Origin of the sequence: Streptomyces stoeckheimensis (assembly GCF_045822005.1) — a bacterium.
GTDB lineage: Bacteria > Actinomycetota > Actinomycetes > Streptomycetales > Streptomycetaceae > Streptomyces > Streptomyces stoeckheimensis.
This window is the reverse complement of the sequence record NZ_CP169550.1, coordinates 2260223-2278366: the sequence shown is the minus strand read 5'-3', so window position 1 is coordinate 2278366 and position 18144 is coordinate 2260223. Positions and strand designations below refer to the sequence as shown.

At 73.1% G+C, this 18144-nt stretch carries 15 protein-coding genes and 2 pseudogenes; 12 read left to right on the top strand and 5 right to left on the bottom strand.

The annotated features are described in order from the left end of the window. Positions 1-3: 3 nt before the first annotated feature. The 3 genes from scpA to ACE1OC_RS10525 form a co-directional block, all read right to left on the bottom strand. Positions 4-2208 (bottom strand): methylmalonyl-CoA mutase, encoded by a 2205-nt coding sequence (gene scpA, locus ACE1OC_RS10535; protein ID WP_407836807.1) that lies wholly within the window; start codon positions 2206-2208, stop codon positions 4-6. After that, positions 2205-4064, bottom strand: a complete 1860-nt coding sequence (locus ACE1OC_RS10530; protein ID WP_407836806.1) for a methylmalonyl-CoA mutase family protein — start codon at positions 4062-4064, stop codon at positions 2205-2207. The genes scpA and ACE1OC_RS10530 overlap by 4 nt, the downstream gene beginning before the upstream one ends. Positions 4065-4126: 62 nt before the next feature. Continuing rightward, positions 4127-5356, bottom strand: a complete 1230-nt coding sequence (locus ACE1OC_RS10525; RefSeq protein ID WP_407836805.1) for an ROK family transcriptional regulator — start codon at positions 5354-5356, stop codon at positions 4127-4129. 786 nt (positions 5357-6142) lie between these two features. On the opposite strand from ACE1OC_RS10525, the gene ACE1OC_RS10520 reads away from it, so the two are divergent. The 9 genes and pseudogenes from ACE1OC_RS10520 (at position 6143) to ACE1OC_RS10480 (ending at position 13907) form a co-directional block, all read left to right on the top strand. Further along, positions 6143-7081 (top strand): TauD/TfdA dioxygenase family protein, encoded by a 939-nt coding sequence (locus ACE1OC_RS10520; protein WP_407836804.1) that lies wholly within the window; start codon positions 6143-6145, stop codon positions 7079-7081. Positions 7082-7141: 60 nt separating this feature from the next. Next, complete coding sequence (ssuE, locus tag ACE1OC_RS10515; RefSeq protein WP_407836803.1) at positions 7142-7699, top strand: NADPH-dependent FMN reductase; 558 nt, start codon at positions 7142-7144, stop codon at positions 7697-7699. A gap of 92 nt (positions 7700-7791) precedes the next feature. Next, positions 7792-8823 (top strand): ABC transporter substrate-binding protein, encoded by a 1032-nt coding sequence (locus ACE1OC_RS10510; protein WP_407836802.1) that lies wholly within the window; start codon positions 7792-7794, stop codon positions 8821-8823. A gap of 7 nt (positions 8824-8830) precedes the next feature. Next, complete coding sequence (locus ACE1OC_RS10505) at positions 8831-9646, top strand: ABC transporter ATP-binding protein (RefSeq protein WP_407836801.1); 816 nt, start codon at positions 8831-8833, stop codon at positions 9644-9646. After that, positions 9643-10536 carry an ABC transporter permease gene (locus ACE1OC_RS10500; RefSeq protein WP_407836800.1) on the top strand — a complete coding sequence of 298 codons (894 nt, stop codon included), beginning with the start codon at positions 9643-9645 and terminating at the stop codon, positions 10534-10536. Before ACE1OC_RS10505 ends, ACE1OC_RS10500 begins: the two co-directional genes overlap by 4 nt. A gap of 148 nt (positions 10537-10684) precedes the next feature. Next, the gene (locus ACE1OC_RS10495; protein WP_407836799.1) at positions 10685-12049 is read left to right on the top strand and encodes an LLM class flavin-dependent oxidoreductase; all 1365 of its coding nucleotides are present in this window, start codon (positions 10685-10687) and stop codon (positions 12047-12049) included. After that, positions 12046-12675, top strand: a pseudogene (locus ACE1OC_RS10490) (FAD-dependent oxidoreductase); the annotation flags it as partial. The gene ACE1OC_RS10495 and the pseudogene ACE1OC_RS10490, both read left to right, overlap by 4 nt. Before the next feature lie 716 nt (positions 12676-13391). Next, a pseudogene (locus ACE1OC_RS10485) lies at positions 13392-13643 on the top strand (4Fe-4S dicluster domain-containing protein); the annotation flags it as partial. A 66-nt stretch (positions 13644-13709) separates the two neighbouring features. Further along, positions 13710-13907, top strand: coding sequence for a hypothetical protein (locus ACE1OC_RS10480; RefSeq protein WP_407841853.1), 198 nt, complete (start codon positions 13710-13712; stop codon positions 13905-13907). A gap of 21 nt (positions 13908-13928) precedes the next feature. Here ACE1OC_RS10480 and ACE1OC_RS10475 read toward each other — a convergent pair whose 3' ends face one another. Together ACE1OC_RS10475 and ACE1OC_RS10470 are read right to left on the bottom strand one after the other, a co-directional pair. Beyond that, entirely contained in the window at positions 13929-14855 is a 927-nt protein-coding gene (locus ACE1OC_RS10475; RefSeq protein WP_407836798.1) for an NADP-dependent oxidoreductase, read from the bottom strand. Positions 14856-14940: 85 nt separating this feature from the next. After that, positions 14941-15672: a DUF2470 domain-containing protein gene (locus tag ACE1OC_RS10470; protein ID WP_407836797.1), complete on the bottom strand. Its 732-nt coding sequence runs from the start codon at positions 15670-15672 to the stop codon at positions 14941-14943. Positions 15673-15854: 182 nt separating this feature from the next. Between ACE1OC_RS10470 and ACE1OC_RS10465 the strand changes: the two genes are divergently transcribed. The 3 genes from ACE1OC_RS10465 to ACE1OC_RS10455 all read left to right on the top strand — a co-directional run bounded on the left by ACE1OC_RS10465 (position 15855) and on the right by ACE1OC_RS10455 (position 18068). After that, positions 15855-16250 carry a cell division protein SepF gene (locus tag ACE1OC_RS10465; RefSeq protein ID WP_250742110.1) on the top strand — a complete coding sequence of 132 codons (396 nt, stop codon included), beginning with the start codon at positions 15855-15857 and terminating at the stop codon, positions 16248-16250. Between the two features lie 322 nt (positions 16251-16572). Continuing rightward, positions 16573-17679 (top strand): ATP-binding protein, encoded by a 1107-nt coding sequence (locus ACE1OC_RS10460; protein ID WP_407836796.1) that lies wholly within the window; start codon positions 16573-16575, stop codon positions 17677-17679. Next, positions 17676-18068, top strand: a complete 393-nt coding sequence (locus tag ACE1OC_RS10455; protein ID WP_407836795.1) for a nucleotide pyrophosphohydrolase — start codon at positions 17676-17678, stop codon at positions 18066-18068. Before ACE1OC_RS10460 ends, ACE1OC_RS10455 begins: the two co-directional genes overlap by 4 nt. The last annotated feature ends 76 nt before the right edge of the window (positions 18069-18144 follow it).

The window sequence follows — 18144 nt, the reverse complement described above, 5'->3', positions numbered from 1 at the left end:
CGCCTACAGCTCGTGCGGCTCGTGGCCCAGGTCCGCGGCGAGCCGCGTCACCAGGTCGTGCGCCGCGTCCGGGATGACCGTGCCGGGCGGGAACACCGCCGTCGCCCCCATCTCCAGGAGGGTCGGGACGTCCGCGGGAGGGATGACCCCGCCCACGACGATCATGATGTCCTCACGGCCCTCCGCCGCGAGGGCCTCGCGCAGCGCCGGTACGAGGGTCAGGTGACCGGCGGCCAACGAGGAGACGCCGACCACGTGCACGTCGGCCTCCACGGCCTGGCGGGCCACTTCCTCCGGGGTCTGGAACAGCGGGCCGACGTCCACGTCGAAGCCCAGGTCGGCGAAGGCGGTCGCGATCACCTTCTGGCCGCGGTCGTGCCCGTCCTGGCCCATCTTGCAGACCAGGATGCGCGGCCGGCGGCCCTCCGCCTCCTCGAACCGGTCGACGAGCGCGCGGGTGCGCTCCAGGGACGGGGACTCGCCTGCTTCGGTTCGGTACACACCCGAGATCGTACGGATCTGGCTCGCGTGCCGCCCGTACACCTTCTCCAGGGCGTCCGAGATCTCGCCCACCGTGGCCTTCGCGTGCGCCGCGTCCACCGCCAGGGCGAGGAGGTTGCCGTCCCCGCGCTCGGCCGCGTTGGTCAGCGCCCGCAGGGTGTCCTGGGTGACCGCCTCGTCGCGCTCCGCCCTCAGTCGCCGCAGCTTCTCGATCTGCTGGGTGCGCACGGAGGAGTTGTCGACCTTGAGTACGTCGATCTGCTCGTCGGTCTCGACCCGGTACTTGTTGACGCCGATCACCGGCTGCCGGCCCGAGTCGATGCGGGCCTGCGTGCGGGCCGCCGCCTCCTCCACGCGGAGCTTGGGGATGCCCGCGTCGATGGCCTGCGCCATGCCGCCGGCCGCCTCGACCTCCTGGATGTGCTGCCAGGCCCGGCGCGCCAGGTCGTACGTCAGCTTCTCGACGTACGCGCTGCCGCCCCACGGGTCGATGGACCGGCAGGTGCCCGACTCCTGCTGGAGGAGGAGCTGGGTGTTGCGGGCGATGCGCGCAGAGAAGTCGGTGGGGAGGGCGAGGGCCTCGTCCAGGGCGTTGGTGTGCAGCGACTGGGTGTGGCCCTGGGTCGCCGCCATCGCCTCGATGCAGGTGCGCGTGACGTTGTTGAAGACGTCCTGCGCCGTGAGGGACCAGCCCGAGGTCTGCGAATGGGTGCGCAGGGAAAGGGACTTGGCGTTCTTCGGGTCGAACTGCTTGACCAGGCGCGCCCACAGGAGGCGGGCCGCGCGCAGCTTCGCCACCTCCATGAAGAAGTTCATGCCGATCGCCCAGAAGAAGGACAGGCGCGGTGCGAAGGCGTCCACGTCCAGGCCGACGGCCTGGCCCGCCCGCAGGTACTCCACGCCGTCCGCGAGGGTGTACGCCAGCTCCAGGTCGGCCGTGGCTCCGGCCTCCTGGATGTGGTAACCGGAGATCGAGATGGAGTTGTAGCGGGGCATCTTCTGCGAGGTGAAGGCGAAGATGTCGGAGATGATCCGCATCGAGGGCTTCGGCGGATAGATGTAGGTGTTGCGGACCATGAACTCTTTGAGGATGTCGTTCTGGATGGTCCCGGCGAGCTTGTCGGGCGAGACGCCCTGCTCCTCCGCCGCCACGATGTAGAGGGCGAGGACCGGCAGCACGGCGCCGTTCATCGTCATCGACACCGTCATCTTGTCCAGCGGGATGCCGTCGAAGAGCTGGCGCATGTCGTAGATCGAGTCGATCGCCACGCCCGCCATGCCGACGTCGCCCGTCACCCGCGGGTGGTCGCTGTCGTAGCCGCGGTGCGTGGGCAGGTCGAAGGCGATCGACAGCCCCTTCTGGCCGGCCGCGAGGTTGCGCCGGTAGAAGGCGTTGGACTCCTCGGCCGTGGAGAAGCCCGCGTACTGCCGGATCGTCCAGGGCTGGTTGACGTACATCGTCGGGTACGGGCCGCGCAGGTACGGGGCCACACCCGGGTAGGTGTGGAGGAAGTCCAGGCCCTCCAGGTCGCGGCCCGTGTACAGGGGCTGTACGCCGATCCCCTCGGGGGTCTCCCACAGCAGGTCGGCGGGGGTGGTCCCGGTGGACTCCTTGACCGCCGTGCGCCACTGGTCCTCGGAACCGGCCGCCGGGGCCGCACCGTCCAGCGGGAGTTCGGAGAAATCGGGGATGCGGGGGGTGCTCACTGCGCGACTCCCATCCGGTCGAGTACGGAGGACAGCACGGCGACCGCGTCGCAGCCGGCGAAGACGTACTCGTCCACGGCCGTCGCGGCGGTACCGGGCTTGCCCGCGAGGAACAGGGTCGTCGCGCCGGCCGAGCGCAGGGCCGCGGCCACCGCCTCGGCCTGCTCCTCGTACAGCGCGTCGCTGGAGCACAGCACGGCCATGCCGTCGGCGCCGCTCGCCGCGTAGGCCGCCGCCGCCGTCTCCGGGGTCACCGGCACCGGGTCGTGGACCGGGGTGATGCCGCCCGCCTGGAACAGGTTCGAGGCGAAGGTGGCGCGGGCGGTGTGCGCGGCCGCCGGGCCCAGGGCCGCCAGGAAGACGGTGGGCCGGGCTCCCGTCGCCGCCAGGTGTACGTCGCTGCGCGCGCGCAGGGCCTCGTACGCCTCGTCGCGCCGCACGCGCGGCAGTCCGCCGGTGAGCGGGGCCGGCGCGGGTTCCCGTACGACCGGCTTCTCGGAGAGGTGCGGGAACTCGCTGACTCCGGTGACGGGTTCGCGCCGGGTGGCCAGCTTCTTCGAGCGTGCGGCCCAGGTTTCGGCGAGGCGGTCGGCGACCAGCCCGGAACGCAGGGCGGCGGCCTGGCCGCCCGCCTTCTCGACGCCTCGGAAGAACTCCCAGGCGGCGTGTGCGAGTTCGTCGGTGAGCTGCTCGACGTAGTACGAGCCGCCGGCCGGGTCGATCACGCGGGCCAGGTGGGACTCCTCCAGCAGGATGGTGGAGGTGTTGCGGGAGATGCGGCGGGCGAACGCGTCGGGCAGACCGAGCTCCTGGTCGAACGGGAGCACGGTGACCGCGTCGGCGCCGCCCACGCCCGCCGCCATGCAGGCGACGGTGGTGCGCAGCATGTTCACCCACGGGTCGCGGCGGGTCATCATCACCGGCGAGGTCACGGCGTGCTGGCGCTGGGCGCCGGCCTCCGGAGCCCCGCAGGCCTCGGCGATCCGCGCCCACAGCCGGCGGGCGGCCCGCAGCTTGGCGATGGTGAGGAACTGGTCGGCGGTGGCGGCGTAGCGGAACTCCAACTCGCCGAAGGCCGCTTCGGCCGTCAGGCCCGCTTCGGTGAGGGCGCGCAGGTAGGCGACCCCGGTGGCCAGGGAGAGCCCCAGCTCCTCGGCGGCGCTGCCGCCGGCCTCGTGGTAGGGCAGGGCGTCGACGGTCAGGGCGCGTACGTGGGGATAGCCGGCGGCCGTCACCTGGGCCAGCTCGACGGCTTCTGCGAGGCTGAGCGCCTCGCCTGTACGGGCCTCGTGGCCCAGAGGGTCGGCGCCGAGACTCGCGTGGATGGCTTCCGGGTGCATCTTGCGCTCGGCACACAGGGTGAGGAACGCCTGTGCAGCCTCGGTGAATTGGGCTCCGGGGTCCAGGGAGACGGGCGCCAGGTCGAGGTAGACCCCCTCCAGCGCACGGCCCAGGCCCTCCGCGGGGAGGCCGGCGTCGCCGACGGCCAGCCACAGCGAGGTGGTGCCGTTCTCCAGGTCGGCCAGGGCCGCGTCGTTCACCCGTACGGGGTCGGTGCCCGCGATCCGCTGGCGCACGTCCCAGCCCGAGGCGGCGCCGCCCTCGGGGCGGCCGCCCCGTACGAAGGGCGCAAACCCCGGGAAGCCGGTGTCGGGCGCGGTTTCGGGCGCGGTGTACAGCGGGCGGGTGGTGAGCCCGTCCTCGAGTTTCGTGGACAACGCGTCTTCCGCTGCCTCGCCGGAAACTTCCTTGCCCGACTTGCGCAGCACGCCCTCTACCAGGCGCTGCCACTGCTCATGCGTCGCGTCAGGGAATTCGGCGGCCAAGGAGAGCCCGTCATCAGGCAGGACCGTCATGGCTCGAATGTTAGGGGGGTCCTTGTGAACGACCTATAACCACCGGATGTGATCTCGCCCTCTCATGTGAGTCGGGAGGGGTCACGAAAGAGCGGGGCGAGGAGGACGGTCGCGGAGGCTACCGGGAGTACGGCGGGACCCGCCTGCGGGGCGACGATCCGCCGCCCGTAACGGTCCTGGTCGCCGGCCGCGGCGCGGATCTCGTCGAGGTAGCCGTCGTGGAGGATGCTGGCCAGCTCGGCGACCACCATGACGGCCGGGTTGAACACGTCGAGGAGCAGTGCGGCGGCCCGGCCCACGGTACGGGCGCGTTCGCGCAGCAGCCGGTCGGCACGGGGGTCGCCGGTGGCGGCGGCGTCGACCAGGAGGTTTACGGCGTTGTCGGCAGGTTCCGGGACGATGCCCCGGCGCACGGCCTCGGCGCCGAGGACCCCGTCGGAGGCGGTCGCCTGGAGGCAGCCCGTACGACCGCACGCGCAGGGGGTCCGCGACCCGGGCACCGGGAGGTGCGCGACGTCCCCGGCGGCGGCTTCCGGGCCCTGGTGCACGGTGCCCTCGATGCCGAAGGCGGCGTCGACGACGTTGCCGATGAAGAGGTGGAGGAGGCTGGAGCGGGCCTCCGGGCGGCCGAAGAGGATCTCGGCGTGGGCGACGGCGCGGGCGTGGTTGTCCACGGAGACGGGCAGGCCGAGGCGGTCGGAGAGCTCGGCGGCGAGGGGGAGGTCGCGCCAGCCGAGGGCGTCGTGGCGGACCACGGTGCCGTCGGCGGGGCGGACCCAGCCCCCGAGGGCCGCGCCGACGCCGAGCAGGGGGCGGCCGGCGGGGTTGGAGGCGTCGAGGAACCGGCCGAGTTCGGCGGCGATGTCGGCGGGGAGGCTGCCGGGGGAGCGGCCCGCGTGCGGGAAGGCCCGGCGGGCCAGGACGCGGCCGCGCAGGTCCACGAGGCTGAAGGTGGAGGCGGGCACGCCGATGTGCAGGCCGGCGGCGAGGGGGCCGCCGAGGGGGCCGGTGTGCAGGTCGAGGGGGATGCGGGGGCGGCCGGGGCCGGTCGCTGCGGCGTGCGGCTCCGTCTCGGGGCGCTCGTGCAGCAGGCCGGCGCGGAGCAGGGCCGTGGTCTGCCGGGACACGGCGGCAGGGCTGAGACCGCAGAGCTTCGGGATGTCGCTCCGCGCGAGGGGGCCGTGGGTCAGGACGGCGCGGAGCACGGAGGCGGCGTTGGCGGCGGCCCGGCTGTCACCGGGGGTGGGGGGCACGGGCGGGCTCCTCGGGGGGTGGGGCGTGGTCCCGATCATGCCGTGTCGCCGCGCTCGGCGGGGACGGGGCGGGCCGAGGTGGGCCGAGGTGGGGCGGGATGTGGTGGTGCGTGGCGGGTGCGTTGCGGGGGCGTGAAATCAGGCCATGGGTTTCGGCCGCTCCCGGAGTGGCGGGAAACGGTTAAAGCGCAGGTCACTGGGGGTGTGTGTCGGGGGTCGGGGGTGATGGCGCGGGGTGCTCGGTGGGGTTGACCGGGGGTGGGGGCGCTGGCAGTCTCCGGGACATGACCGCGACCGAGTTCCTCGCCCCGCGGCTCCACACCCCCGGCCTCTGTACCGCGCCGGGCGAGTGTCAGGGCCGTCGCTGTACGGCCCCGCGCTGTTCCTGAGCGCCGCCGGCCCTGAGCCTCACTGCTTCCGGGTGTGCCTGTCCCTGGGCGTCGCTGCTCCTGGGCGTGAGCGTCCCCGGGCGTGAGCGGCCCGGGCGTGAGCGGCCCCGAGCGTCAGTGCCCCTGAATCCTTGCGTCGCCGCGTTCCGGGGGCGCGGGCGTTCGTGCCCCGTCGTCCGGGGCGTGCACGGGGCCCCGCGGTTCGGACAGGTCTCACCGAGCGCGGTCCGTCCGCTCGCCCGTTGATCTCCGTCGCCGGCTGTCGGCTACCCGCCGCATCCCGTCACCGGCCGCCCTCCGTCCGCCGAACGTCGCAGACCGCCCCGTCCGCAGCCGGTCCTCTTCCCCGCCCCGACGCCTCCGTTTCCCCCGCCGGACCCCTCCGCCCTCGCTTTCCCTCATTTCTTCCTCTGCGGAAATAAATAAGGAGCCTCCCATGTCCACTGCCACCCGCACCGACCTCACCGTCACCAAGATCGGCGGCCGCATAGGCGCCGAGATCGGCGGAGTCCGCCTCGGCGGCGACCTCGACGCCGACGCCGTCGCCGGGATCAGGTCCGCACTGCTCGCCCACAAGGTCGTCTTCTTCCGGGGGCAGGACCACCTCGACGAGGACGGCCACGAGGCCTTCGCCGAGCTGCTCGGCGCGCCCGTCGCGCACCCCACCGTGCCCTCCGCCGACGGGCGTTACGCGCTCGGCATCGACTCCCACCACGGAGCCCGCGCCAACCAGTGGCACACGGACGTCACCTTCGTCCCCGCCTACCCCGCCTTCTCCATCCTGCGGGCCGTCACCATCCCGCCGTACGGCGGCAACACCCTGTGGGCCAACACCGCCACCGCCTACGCCGGCCTGCCCGAGCCGCTCCGCGTCCTCGCCGACAGCCTGCGCGCCGTGCACTCCAACGAGTACGACTACGCGGCCCTGAGGCCCGACGCCCTGCCCGAGGCGCTCGCCCAGTACCGCGAGGTGTTCACCTCGACCAAGTTCCTCACCGAGCACCCGGTGGTCCGGGTCCACCCCGAGACCGGCGAACGCACCCTGCTGCTCGGCAACTTCGTCCAGCGGATCAACGGGCTCACCGGCCGCGACTCGCGCCTCCTCCAGGACCTCTTCCAGGCCCACATCGAGCTCCCCGAGAACACCGTCCGCTGGCAGTGGCAGACCGGTGACGTCGCGATCTGGGACAACCGAGCCACCCAGCACTACGGCGTCGACGACTCCGACGACAACGAGCGCACCCTGCGCCGCGTGACCGTCGACGGCGACGTCCCGGTCGGGCCCGACGGGGTCCCGTCCCGTCTGATCAGCCCGGAGTCCGTGCCGGACCCGGCCTTCGGCATCGCCTCCGGAGCCTCCACCTCCGGAGCCTGAGCCGACCGCTCCCGCATGACCCGTCCCGCCCCACCCTCCCCGTCAGCCAAGGAGCGCTCCGTGCCCAAGCTGCTCGCCCTCACCGGCAGTCCGTCCCTCCACTCCCGTACCGAGGTGGTCGCCGACCACGTGCTGCGCCGCCTGAACCACGCCGGGTTCGAGACCGCACAGCTCGCCGTCCGGGAGCTCCCCGCCGCCGACCTGCTCGCCGCCCGCCGCGGCGAGCCGGAGATCCGCCGGGCCCTGGAAGCCGTCGCCGAAGCCGACGGGATCGTCATCGCGACGCCCGTCTACAAGGCCTCGTACACCGGTCTCCTCAAGGCCTTCCTCGACCTGCTCCCGCAGGACGGACTGGCCGGGAAGACGGTCTTCCCGCTGGCCACGGGCGGCAGCCTCGCCCATGTCCTGACCATCGACTACGCCCTGCGCCCGGTCCTCGCCGCGCTCGGCGCCCGGCACGTCACCGCCGGCCGCTTCGTCCTCGACTCCTCCGTCGAGCGCGGGGCCGGCCCGGACCGGCTGCGGCCCGAGGCGGAGCTGGACCTGTACCAGGCCGTCGACGAGTTCGCCGAGGCCCTGCGCGCCGCCCAGGCCGCCGCGCTCGCCACCGCGCGCTGATCTCCGTACGGAATCACCCGCCCGACCTGCTCGCCCCGCCCGACCTGCTCGCCCCGCCTGACTCGCCCGACCCGGATCGACAAGGAATCGCCATGTCCGCAGCCTTCACCACCACCCGTACCTCCCGACGCCAGTTCCTCACCCTGCTCGGCATCTCGGCGGCCGCGGTGAGCTGCGGGACGGCGACCGCCTCCGGCTCCCGGGGCGAGCAGGTCACCACCCTGAAGTACCAGGGCGCCGTCGGCGCGGTCACGCTCCCCGAGCTCGCCGCCGACCTCGGCTACCTCGGCGACCTGGCCCTGGAATGGGTCGGCAACACCATCAGCGGCCCCCAGGACATCCAGTCCGCGGCCACCGGCCAGACCCACTTCGGCGGCGCCTTCAACGGCGCGATCGTCAAACTGGCGTCCAGCAAGGCCCAGATCCAGGCCGTCACCTCCTACTACGGCTCCGACAAGGACACGTACCTCGGCTACTACGTCCTGGAGGACAGCCCGATCCGGTCCGCCCGCGATCTGATCGGCAAGAAGGTCGGCATGAACACCCTGGGCGCACACGCCCAGGCCCTGCTCGACATCTACCTGGAGCGCAACGGAGTCCCCAAGGCCGACGCGGCCAAGGTCGAATCGCTCGTCGTACCCCCCGTCAACACCGAACAGGCCCTGAGACAGAAGCAGATCGAGGTCGGCGTCCTCAGCGGCGTGCTGCGCGACAAGGCCTTGGGCGCGGGCGGCATCCGGCCGCTGTTCAAGGACTTCGAACTGCTCGGCGCGTTCAGCGCGGGCTCGTACGTGATGACGAAGAAGTTCGTCAAGGAGAACCCGGACACCGTCCGCACCTTCACCACGGGCGTGGGCAAGGCCATCGACTGGTCCCGCGCCACCCCGCGCGAGGAGGTCATCGCGCGGATGACGGAGATCGTAAAGAAGCGCGGCCGCAACGAGGACACCTCGACCCTGCAGTACTGGCGCTCCTACGGGGTCGCCGAGCCCGGCGGCCGGATCGCCGACAAGGAGTTCCAGCTGTGGATCGACTGGCTGGGCGAGCGCGGGGAGATCAAGAAGGGCCAGCTCAAGGCGGCCGACCTCTACACCAACGAGTTCAACGCGTCCGGGAAGGGCTGACGGCACCATGGCGAAGATCGTGTTCGACTCCGTGACGAAGACCTTCCCGACGAAGGACAAGAAGAAGGAGTTCACCGCCCTCGACGGCATCGACCTGGAGATCGGGTCGGGGGAGTTCGTGGTCGTCGTGGGCCCCAGCGGCTGCGGCAAGTCCACCCTCCTGGACCTGCTCGGCGGCCTGACCCCGCCCAGCTCCGGCCGGATCCTGCTCGACGGCAAGCCGGTCACCGGGCCCGGGCTCGACCGGGGCATCGTCTTCCAGCAGTACGCGCTGCTGCCGTGGCGCACGGCGCTGGGCAACATCGAGTTCGGTCTGGAGGCCACCGGCGTCCCGCGCCGCCAACGAGCGGCGAAGGCAAGGGAGTTCCTGGACCTCGTCGGCCTCACCGGGTTCGAGGACCGGCACCCGCACGAACTGTCCGGCGGCATGCGCCAGCGGGTCGCCATCGCGCGCTCGCTCGCGTACGACCCGGACGTGCTGCTGATGGACGAGCCGTTCGCGGCGCTCGACGCGCAGACCCGCGAGTCCCTCCAGGACGAACTGCGGCGGATCTGGCAGAGCACCGGCAAGACGATCGTGTTCATCACGCACGGCATCGAAGAGGCCGTCTACCTCGGGCAGCGGGTGGCCGTCATCACCTCCCGCCCCGGCCGGGTCAAGCAGGTCGTCCCCGTGTCGTTCGGCGACCGGGCCACCGGGGCCACCGGTGAAGACCTGCGCTCCAGCCCGGAGTTCGCCCGCTACCGCCACGAGATCTGGACCCTGCTCCACGACGAGGTGGCCCGAGCCCAGCAACTGGAGAAGGAGGAGGTCGCCGTATGAGCACCACGGTGGAAGCGGCGGTGCAGGAGGCGGTGGAGGCGACGGCGGTACGGACCCTCGCGCCCGAGGCGGTACGGACCCCCGCGCCGGCCTCCGTACGGGCACCGGCCACGGCGTTGGCGCTGCGCGCCCTGCGGGGGCTGCGGGCGGTGGCGCTGCGCTCGGCGGCGATCCTCGCGCTGCTGGCCCTGTGGGAGGCGGCGCCGCGGCTGGGGCTGGTCGACGCGACGTTCCTGCCGCCGGTGAGCGAGGTCGCCAAGGCCTGGTGGGAGCTGCTGGGCAACGGGCAGCTCGCCGAGCACAGCAAGGCGAGCCTGGCCCGCTCCTTCGGCGGATTCGGCATCGCGGTGGCCGTCGCGGTCCCGCTCGGGCTGCTGATCGGCTGGTACCGGCCGGTGGCGGCGCTGCTCGGGCCGCTGCTGGAGGTGTTCCGCAACACGGCGGCGCTCGCGCTGCTGCCGGTGTTCGTCCTGCTGCTGGGCATCGGCGAGACCTCGAAGGTCTCGATCGTCGTCTACGCCTGCGTCTGGCCGATCCTGCTCAACACCATCAGCGCCGTGGGCAACGCGGATCCGACCCTGGTGAAACTGGCGCGCTCGATGGACCTGTCCACGCCCAAGCTGTTCCAGAAGGTGATCCTGCCGGCGTCGGTGCCGGTCATCTTCACCGGCATCCGGCTCGCGGGGGCCGTCTCCATCCTGGTCTTGGTCGCGGCCGAGATGATCGGCGCGAAGGCGGGCCTCGGCTACCTGATCAACGCCGCGCAGTTCAACTTCGCGATCCCGCAGATGTACGCGGGCATCGTCACGATCTCCGCGATCGGCCTCGCCTTCAACCAGCTCCTCGTCACGATAGAACGCCGCCTGAGCACCTGGCGCGTCCCGTCCTGACCCCCGGGCCACCCCTGACCACCCGGGGCCCCGGGCCGTTTCGGCCCCGTCCCCCCGTTTCCGGCCCCGCCACGCGTGGTCCCCGCTCCCCCCGTTCCCGGCTCCCGCCCCGCGGGGCCCCCACCCGGCTCTTATCCGAGGACAAGAAATGACCGCACCCCGGACCCTCCACCTCAACGCCTTCCTCATGAACGCCGGGCATCACGACGCCGCCTGGCGCCACCCCTCCAGCAGCCCCGAGCGGATCACCGATCTGCGGTACTTCCAGGAACTGGCCCGCACCGCCGAGCGCGGCCTGCTCGACTCGATCTTCTTCGCCGACGGGGTCGCCCTCTGGGGCAAGGCCCGATACAACGCCGTCGGCGGCTTCGAGCCGCTCACCCTGCTCTCCGCGATCGCCGCCGTCACCGAGCACATCGGGCTCATCGCCACCGTCTCCACCACCTTCAACGAGCCCTACAACCTGGCCCGGAAGTTCGCCTCCCTCGACCACATCAGCGGCGGCCGCGCCGGCTGGAACATCGTCACCTCCGGCAGCGTCGACGAGGCCCGCAACTTCAACCGCGACGAGCACCTGGAGCACAACCTCCGCTACGAGCGGGCCCGGGAGTTCCTCGACGTGGCCACCAAGCTCTGGGACAGCTGGGAGGACGACGCGATCGTCCTCGACAAGGAGCGCGGCGTCTACGCCGACACCGACAAGCTCCACCCCGCCGCGCACCGCGGCGAGTACTTCGGCGTCGCCGGACCGCTCAACGTGCCCCGCACCCCGCAGGGCCACCCCCTGCTCGTGCAGGCCGGGTCCTCCGAGGACGGCAAGGAGTTCGCCGCCCAGTACGCCGAGGCCGTCTTCACCGCCCAGCAGACCCTGGCCGACGGGCAGACCTTCTACAAGGACCTCAAGTCCCGCCTCGCCAAGTACGGCCGCTCCGAGGACGAGCTGCTCGTCCTGCCCGGCATCGCCCCCGTCATCGGTTCCACCGAGGCCGAGGCCAGGGCCCTGGAGCAGGAGCTCACCGAGCTGCAGATCCCGGAGTACGGCCTCGCGCAGCTCTCCAACATGCTGGGCGTGGACCTCAGCGGGCTGCCGCTCGACGGCGGGCTGCCCGACCTGCCCGAGGAGCGGGACATCAACGGCAACAAGAGCCGCTTCACGCTCGTCGCGGAGCTCGCCCGCCGCGAGGGGGGCCTGACCCTGCGCGAGCTGATCGCCCGCCTGGGCGCGGGCCGCGGCCACCGCGTCTTCGCGGGGACGCCCGAGCAGATCGCCGACCAGCTGGAGGAGTGGTTCACCCAGGGGGCCGCCGACGGCTTCAACATCATGGCTCCCGTGCTCCCCACCGGGCTGACCGACTTCGTCGACCAGGTCGTGCCGATCCTGCAGCGCCGCGGCCTCTTCCGCACCGAGTACACCGGCCGGACCCTGCGCGAGAACTACGGCCTGGCGCGCCCCGCCAACCGCTACACCGCGGCCGCGGAAGCCGCAGCGGCCGGGCACGGAGCCGACGCGTGAGCGAGCACGTGGCCGACGTGCTCGTGGTCGGCGGGGGCCCCGCCGCCGCCTGGGCCGCCCTCAAGGCGGCCGGGGCCGGGGCCTGCGTGGTCCTCGCGGACAAGGGCTACTGCGGCACCAGCGGGGCGACCGCCGCCGGCGGCACCGGCGTCTGGTACGTCCCGCCGGAGCCCGCGGCCCGTGAGGCCGCGATGGCGAGCCGCGAGGGGCTCGGCGGGTACCTCGCCGACCGGCGGTGGATGTCCCGGGTCCTCGACGAGACGTACGACCGGATGAACGAGCTGGCGGACGAAGGGCGTTATCCCTTCCCGACCGGCCCCGACGGCCGGCCGCTGCGCAACGGCCTCCAGGGGCCCGAGTACATGCGGCGGATGCGCATCCGGATCCGCCGCGCCGGGGTCCGGATCCTCGACCACAGCCCGGTCACCGAGCTGCTGACCGACGCGGACGGCGCCGCCGCGGGCTCGGCCGGCTACCGCCGCCAGGCCGGCGAGCCCTACCGGGTCCGGGCGGGCGCCGTCGTCCTGGCCACCGGGGGCTGCGCCTTCCTCAGCGGCGCGCTCGGCACCAACACCAACACCGGGGACGGCGCGCTGTTCGCCGCCGAGGCGGGGGCCGAGCTGTCCGGCATGGAGTTCTCCAACTCCTACGGGATCGCCCCCGAGGGCACCTCCGTCACCAAGACGGCCTTCTACTCCTTCGCCTCCTTCTACCGGGAGGACGGCGAGGTCCTGGAGGGCGCCGCCAGCCTCGGCGGCCGCTCCGCCATCGCCCGCGAACTCCTCACCGGAGCCCGGGTCTACGCCCGCCTCGACCGGGCCGACGCCACCGCGCAGGCCGCGATGCGGCTCGCGCAGCCGAACTTCTTCCTCACCTTCGACCGGCTCGGCATCGACCCCTTCACCGACCGGTTCTCCGTCACGCTGCTGGCCGAGGGCACCGTCCGCGGCACCGGCGGGATCCGGATCGCCGGGGAGGACTGCTCCACCACGGTCCCCGGGCTGTACGCCGCCGGGGACGCGGCCACCCGGGAGGAGATCTGCGGGGGCTTCACCGGAGGCGGCAGCCACAACGCCGCCTGGGCGATGTCCTCGGGCAGTTGGGCGGGGGCCGGCGCGGCCCGGTACGCCCGCTCCCTGGGCTCGGGCCGGGCCGCCTTCCGGCCGGTCACCGGGGCGGGCGGTGCGGGCCTGCGGCCGACCGGGGACGCCGGGTCCGCGGCCGGGGCCGGCGAGGCACGGGAACTCGTACGGCTCGTCCAGGAGGAAGTGCTGCCGTACGACAAGAACTACCTGCGGCGCGGCTCCGTCCTCGGAGGCGCCCTCGGTTCCCTTGACGAGGTGTGGGCGCACGCGTCCGCGCTGGCCCGTACGGAGAGCCGCGGGATGGCCCGCCGGCTCGACCACCCGGGGCAGGACCCGGCGCAGCACCACCGCATCGTGACGGGCGGGCTCGACCGGGTCTGGACGCGGCCGGCGGAGCTGGTCGCATACTCGAACTGGTTTCGGCCGAGCGGTGCATCGCCTGCGACAAGTGCGTGGAGGTCTGCCCGACCGACGTCTTCGAGCGGGGACCGGAGGGCATCCCGCTGCTGGCCCGGCAGGAGGACTGCCAGACCTGCTTCCTGTGCGAGGCCAACTGCCCGGTGGACGCGCTGTTCGTGTCCCCGCTGACCCGGCCGGTGCCCGAGGACCCGGCCGTACGGGACGAGGCCGGGCTCGTCGGCCGCGGCCTGCTCGGCAGCTACCGGCGGGAGATCGGCTGGGGCGAGGGGCGCACCCCGGGCGCCCTGCGGGCGGTCGGCCCCTCGCTCGGCCCGGCGGGCGGCGGCGGGACGGCGCCGCCGATCACCTCCTGAGCGAGGGGGCCGTGCCCCAGGTCAGACGGTGAGGACGATCTTGCCGCGGGTGCGGCCCGTGGCGCTCAGCTCCCAGGCCTTCGCCGCCTCGGCGAGCGGCAGGGCGTGCTCCACGTTGACCGTCAGCTTGCCCTCGTCCGCGAGCCGGCCCAGGAAGGTCAGGTCGGCGGTGTCCGGGCGGACCCACAGCTGGTGCGCGCCCTGGGCGGCCGCGGTGTGATCGGCGATGGACACCAACCGGTGGCCCTGACCCGGCTTGACCAGGGACCGGAGCGTCGGGATCACGTCGTCGCCGAAGAAGTCCAGGGCGGCGTCCACCCCTTCGGGCGCCAGCTCGCGGACCCGGTCGGCGAAGCCCTCGCCGTACAGGACCGGCTCGGCGCCCAGCGAGCGCAGGTAGTCGTGGTTGTGCGCGCCGGCCGTGCCGATGACGCGCAGGCCGAGCGCGACGGCGATCTGCACGCCGAAGGAGCCGGTGCCGCCGGCGGCGGAGTGGATGAGCACGGTCTCGCCGGCCTTGAGCCCCACGCGGGTGAGCGACTGGTAGGCGGTGAGCCCGGCCAGCGGGATGCCGGCGGCCTGCTCGAAGGTCAGCTCGCGCGGCTTGCGGGCGAGGGTGCGGACGGGGGCGGAGACCAGCTCGGCGTAAGTGCCCAGCTCCACCCACTCCTTGCGGACGTAGCCGTACACCTCGTCGCCGACGGCGTAGTCGAAGGTGTCCTCGCCGACCGCCTCGACCACGCCCGCGACGTCCCAGCCGGGTATGACCGGGTAGCGGACTTCGAGGATCGAGTCGAGGTACCCGGAGGCGAGCTTCCAGTCCACCGGGTTCACGCCGGCGGCCTTGACCCGGACGAGCACCTCGCCCGGAGCGACCTTGGGCTCCGGAACCTCGGTGAGGGCGAGGATGTCAGGTGTTCCGTATGCGGTGTATGCGATTGCCTTCATGATCATCCCCAACGGGGGGGCCCGACGCCCGTATTCCGAGCCCGCGGGGCCTTTTTCCGGAATGGCCGGCTCCGTGGAGGGTCGCTCAGGCAGGGAGCGTATTGCGGTGCGAGCTGCGCCGGGCCGCGCTGAACAGGGCCTGGATCTGCGCCCCGGACTGCTCCACGTCGTCGAGCGGGGAGGGGAAGGGGATCCGTACGTCGTGGTGGCCGCGCCGTTCCTCCAGGCGCAGGGTGATCCCGTACCGGTCCATGGCGAGCGGCAGCGCGCGGAGGACGGCGGACCCGGCGCCGGCCTTCGACTGCGCCTCCGCCGGGGCCTGAGGCCGGACCAGGCGCAGCAGGAGGGTGACGAGTTCGGCGTGGTCGTCGAGGAGATGGGTGAGCATCCCGGCCTCGTAGGGGGCGAGCGGGTCGACGCGGGCCGCGTCCAGCTCGTCGAGACCGACGTACGAGCGGGCTCCGTCGGCGGTTTCGAGGACGGCCCGGCCGAATTCCATGCAGGTGGATCCGGAGCCCTCGTCCGTGTATGCGGCGAAGGGGGTGAGCAGGCGGCCGACGAGGGTGACCCGGGCGCGCACGCGGTCCCGTACGGGCGTGGGCGCGACATCCGTGAACTCCAGCCGGATCGCGGGGCGGTGCTCGGCGCCGCCGCCCGGTTCGGCGGGGTGCAGGTGCAGCCGGCCGAGGGGGTCGGTGCCGTCGAGGTGGCGGATCTCCGTGCGCTGCCCGTCGGTGACGACGGTCATGGAGTGGGCGGCGGCCAGGACGGACCGGACCCGCTCGGCGTCGGTGGGCAGCGGCAGGGGCAGGTGCATGTGGATCTCCGTCGTCCCGAGTGGCGAGATGGCGCATACTTAGGTATGCCTAACCTAACCTACCCGGCGAGTGGGGGGTAGTCGGAGGGGCTTCTCAGCTGCCTCGTGTCGGTGTTGGGCTGAACGGGTGAAACGCGAGAGGATGGGGGGATGCACATGAAGCGCAAGGCCGAGGCGGCCTGGTGAGCAGGTACGACGTCACCGACGAACAGTGGGAGGGGCTCGCGCAGGTGGTCCCCCTGCGGAGTCGCAACGAGTGGCCCTCCCGGGTGGATCACCGCACGATCCCCACGGTTCCCGGGGCGTCCGCGGCGGAGCAGCGGCGCTTCGTGGTGATCCGGGTTCAGGTCTTCGCGGACGCGCGGGAGGTGGCGGAGTACCTGATCGCGCAGATCCCGGTGCTGCTGGACCTCACGGGCGCGGACGGCGAAGTCGCCAAGCGGATCCTGGACTTCAGCAGTGGCGTGGTCTTCGGCCTGGGCAGCGGGATGCACCGGGTCGACCGCAACGTCTTCCTGCTGGCGCCCGTCGGGACAGAGGTGGAGGGGATCGCGGCCGCGGCCGTCCCCCGATCGTAGGAAGGTCCCGCGGGCGGAACGGTTCGCCGGACCCACGGGGGGTCCGGCGGCCCGTACCGTCCCGCGCATGACCTCCCACCTCCCCACTCCGGCGACCCGCGCGGCGCCTCCCGCCGCCCGCGTCGAGCCTGCCGCCTCCGCTGCCTCCGCCGGGCCTGCGGTCCCAGCGGTCTCCGCCGTGTTCGCCGGTCCGGGATTAGCGACTTCGGCCCCGGCCCCGGCCCAGGCCCCAGCCCCCGCCTCGGTCCCGGGTCGGGTTCCCGCCCAGGCCGCGGCATCGGGTCCGGCCCTCGTCGACGGCGTCAGGTATCTGCGGCCGGCCGTGACCGAGTTGCGGCTCTCCGCCTACGGGGCGCACCGCGGGGCCCGGTTCGCGCTCGGGCCCGTCACCTTCTTCGCCGGGCCGAGCGGGAGCGGCAAGTCCCAGGTGCTGGAGGCCTACGGCGCGCTGGCCGCCCTGGGTGCCGGGGCCACCCTGGACGAGGTGTTCCCCGATCCGCGGGCCCGGATCCCCGACCGGGCGGCGCCCGACGCGGAGCGGCGACGGGGGTTCCGGATCGGCTGTACGGTCGACGGCCCCGCCGGGCCGGTCCGGCTCGACCTCGCCGTCCAGGCGGAGCCCGCGCTGCGGATCGTCGGCGAACGGCTCTCGGTGGACGGGCAGGTCCTCCTCGCCACCGCACTGCGCGACCCCGGGCGACGGTCCGTCCAGGCGGCCTGGCTGACCGGGGGATCTACCGGGGTCACCCGGGCCCCGCTGCCCGACGACCGGCTCGGGACCGCGCTGCTCCCGCTGCGCGTGGCCGGGGCCACCGAGGGGCAGCGGCAGGTGCTGGCCGCCGCCGAACAAGTGGTGGTCGCGCTGCGCTCGGTGTTCCCCTGCGACCCCCGCCCGGAGCGGATGCGGGAGCCCGTGGCGCCGGGGGAGGGGCGGCTGCTGGCCGACTGCGCCAACCTGGCCGACGTACTGCGCCGGACCCGCCTGGAGTGCGGCACCCGGTACGGGCTGCTCACCGGGGCCGCCCGGACCGGGTGCGCGGGGTGGGTGGCCGGACTGGACGTACGGGATCCGGAGGGCGGCCCGGTCACCGGCCTGCTGGACCGGGGCCCGTCGAGGCCCGCCACCGAGCTGGCCAGGCTGGGCGCGGGCGAGCTGCGCTTCCTCGCGCTCGCGCTGGTGCTGCTGACCGGGCCGGGGGTCCTGGACGTGGATCCGGCGGCCGAACTGCCCTCCGCGCGGCAGACGCTGGCGGTGCTCGCGGACGGCTTCGACCGGGACCTGGACGGCCGGCAGACCGCCGAACTGCTGCGGCTGGCCGTACTGGCGTGCGGGCGCGGGCAGGTCAGGCTGGCCGCCTCCGCGGGCGAGGCCTGCGCGACGGCCGCCCGGGGGGTCGCGGGGGTCTCGGTGGTAGACCTGGGTGCATGAGCGAAGAGCGTGGAGTGACCGGGGACGAGAAGGGGGCCGGCGAGCGGATCGACCGGCTCCAGCGGCGGCTGGCCGAGTTCGCGGCGGCGCGCGGGTGGGAACCCTTCCACACGCCCAAGAACCTGGCGGTGGCGTTGAGCGTCGAAGCGGCCGAACTGGTGGAGATCTTCCAGTGGCTGACGCCCGAACAGTCCGCCAAGGTCATGGAGAAGCCGGACACCGCACACAGAGTGGCCGATGAGGTGGCGGACGTACTCGCCTACCTGCTGCAGTTCTGTGAGGTTCTCGGGGTCGATGTGCTGGATGCGCTCGCCGCGAAGATCGACCGGAACGAGCTGAGGTTCCCCGTCCCGGGCACTCCGGGGGCAGGCCGTCACTCTTCGGAGTGATGGCGATATCCACAACCATCTTTGGTGTCCACAATTTCCGAATACCCCTGGCTTTACCGGCCCGTTGCCCTCACTC

Excerpts from the sequence above, each read along its gene's own strand:
- ACE1OC_RS10475 (WP_407836798.1), bottom strand. The coding sequence starts at position 14,855 with ATGAAGGCAATCGCATACACCGCATACGGAACACCTGACATCCTCGCC.
- ACE1OC_RS10495 (WP_407836799.1), top strand. The coding sequence starts at position 10,685 with ATGACCGCACCCCGGACCCTCCACCTCAACGCCTTCCTCATGAACGCC.
- ACE1OC_RS10470 (WP_407836797.1), bottom strand. The coding sequence starts at position 15,672 with ATGCACCTGCCCCTGCCGCTGCCCACCGACGCCGAGCGGGTCCGGTCC.
- ACE1OC_RS10505 (WP_407836801.1), top strand. The coding sequence starts at position 8,831 with ATGGCGAAGATCGTGTTCGACTCCGTGACGAAGACCTTCCCGACGAAG.
- ACE1OC_RS10520 (WP_407836804.1), top strand. The coding sequence starts at position 6,143 with ATGTCCACTGCCACCCGCACCGACCTCACCGTCACCAAGATCGGCGGC.
- ACE1OC_RS10500 (WP_407836800.1), top strand. The coding sequence starts at position 9,643 with ATGAGCACCACGGTGGAAGCGGCGGTGCAGGAGGCGGTGGAGGCGACG.
- ACE1OC_RS10525 (WP_407836805.1), bottom strand. The coding sequence starts at position 5,356 with ATGATCGGGACCACGCCCCACCCCCCGAGGAGCCCGCCCGTGCCCCCC.
- ACE1OC_RS10510 (WP_407836802.1), top strand. The coding sequence starts at position 7,792 with ATGTCCGCAGCCTTCACCACCACCCGTACCTCCCGACGCCAGTTCCTC.
- ACE1OC_RS10530 (WP_407836806.1), bottom strand. The coding sequence starts at position 4,064 with ATGACGGTCCTGCCTGATGACGGGCTCTCCTTGGCCGCCGAATTCCCT.
- ACE1OC_RS10455 (WP_407836795.1), top strand. The coding sequence starts at position 17,676 with ATGAGCGAAGAGCGTGGAGTGACCGGGGACGAGAAGGGGGCCGGCGAG.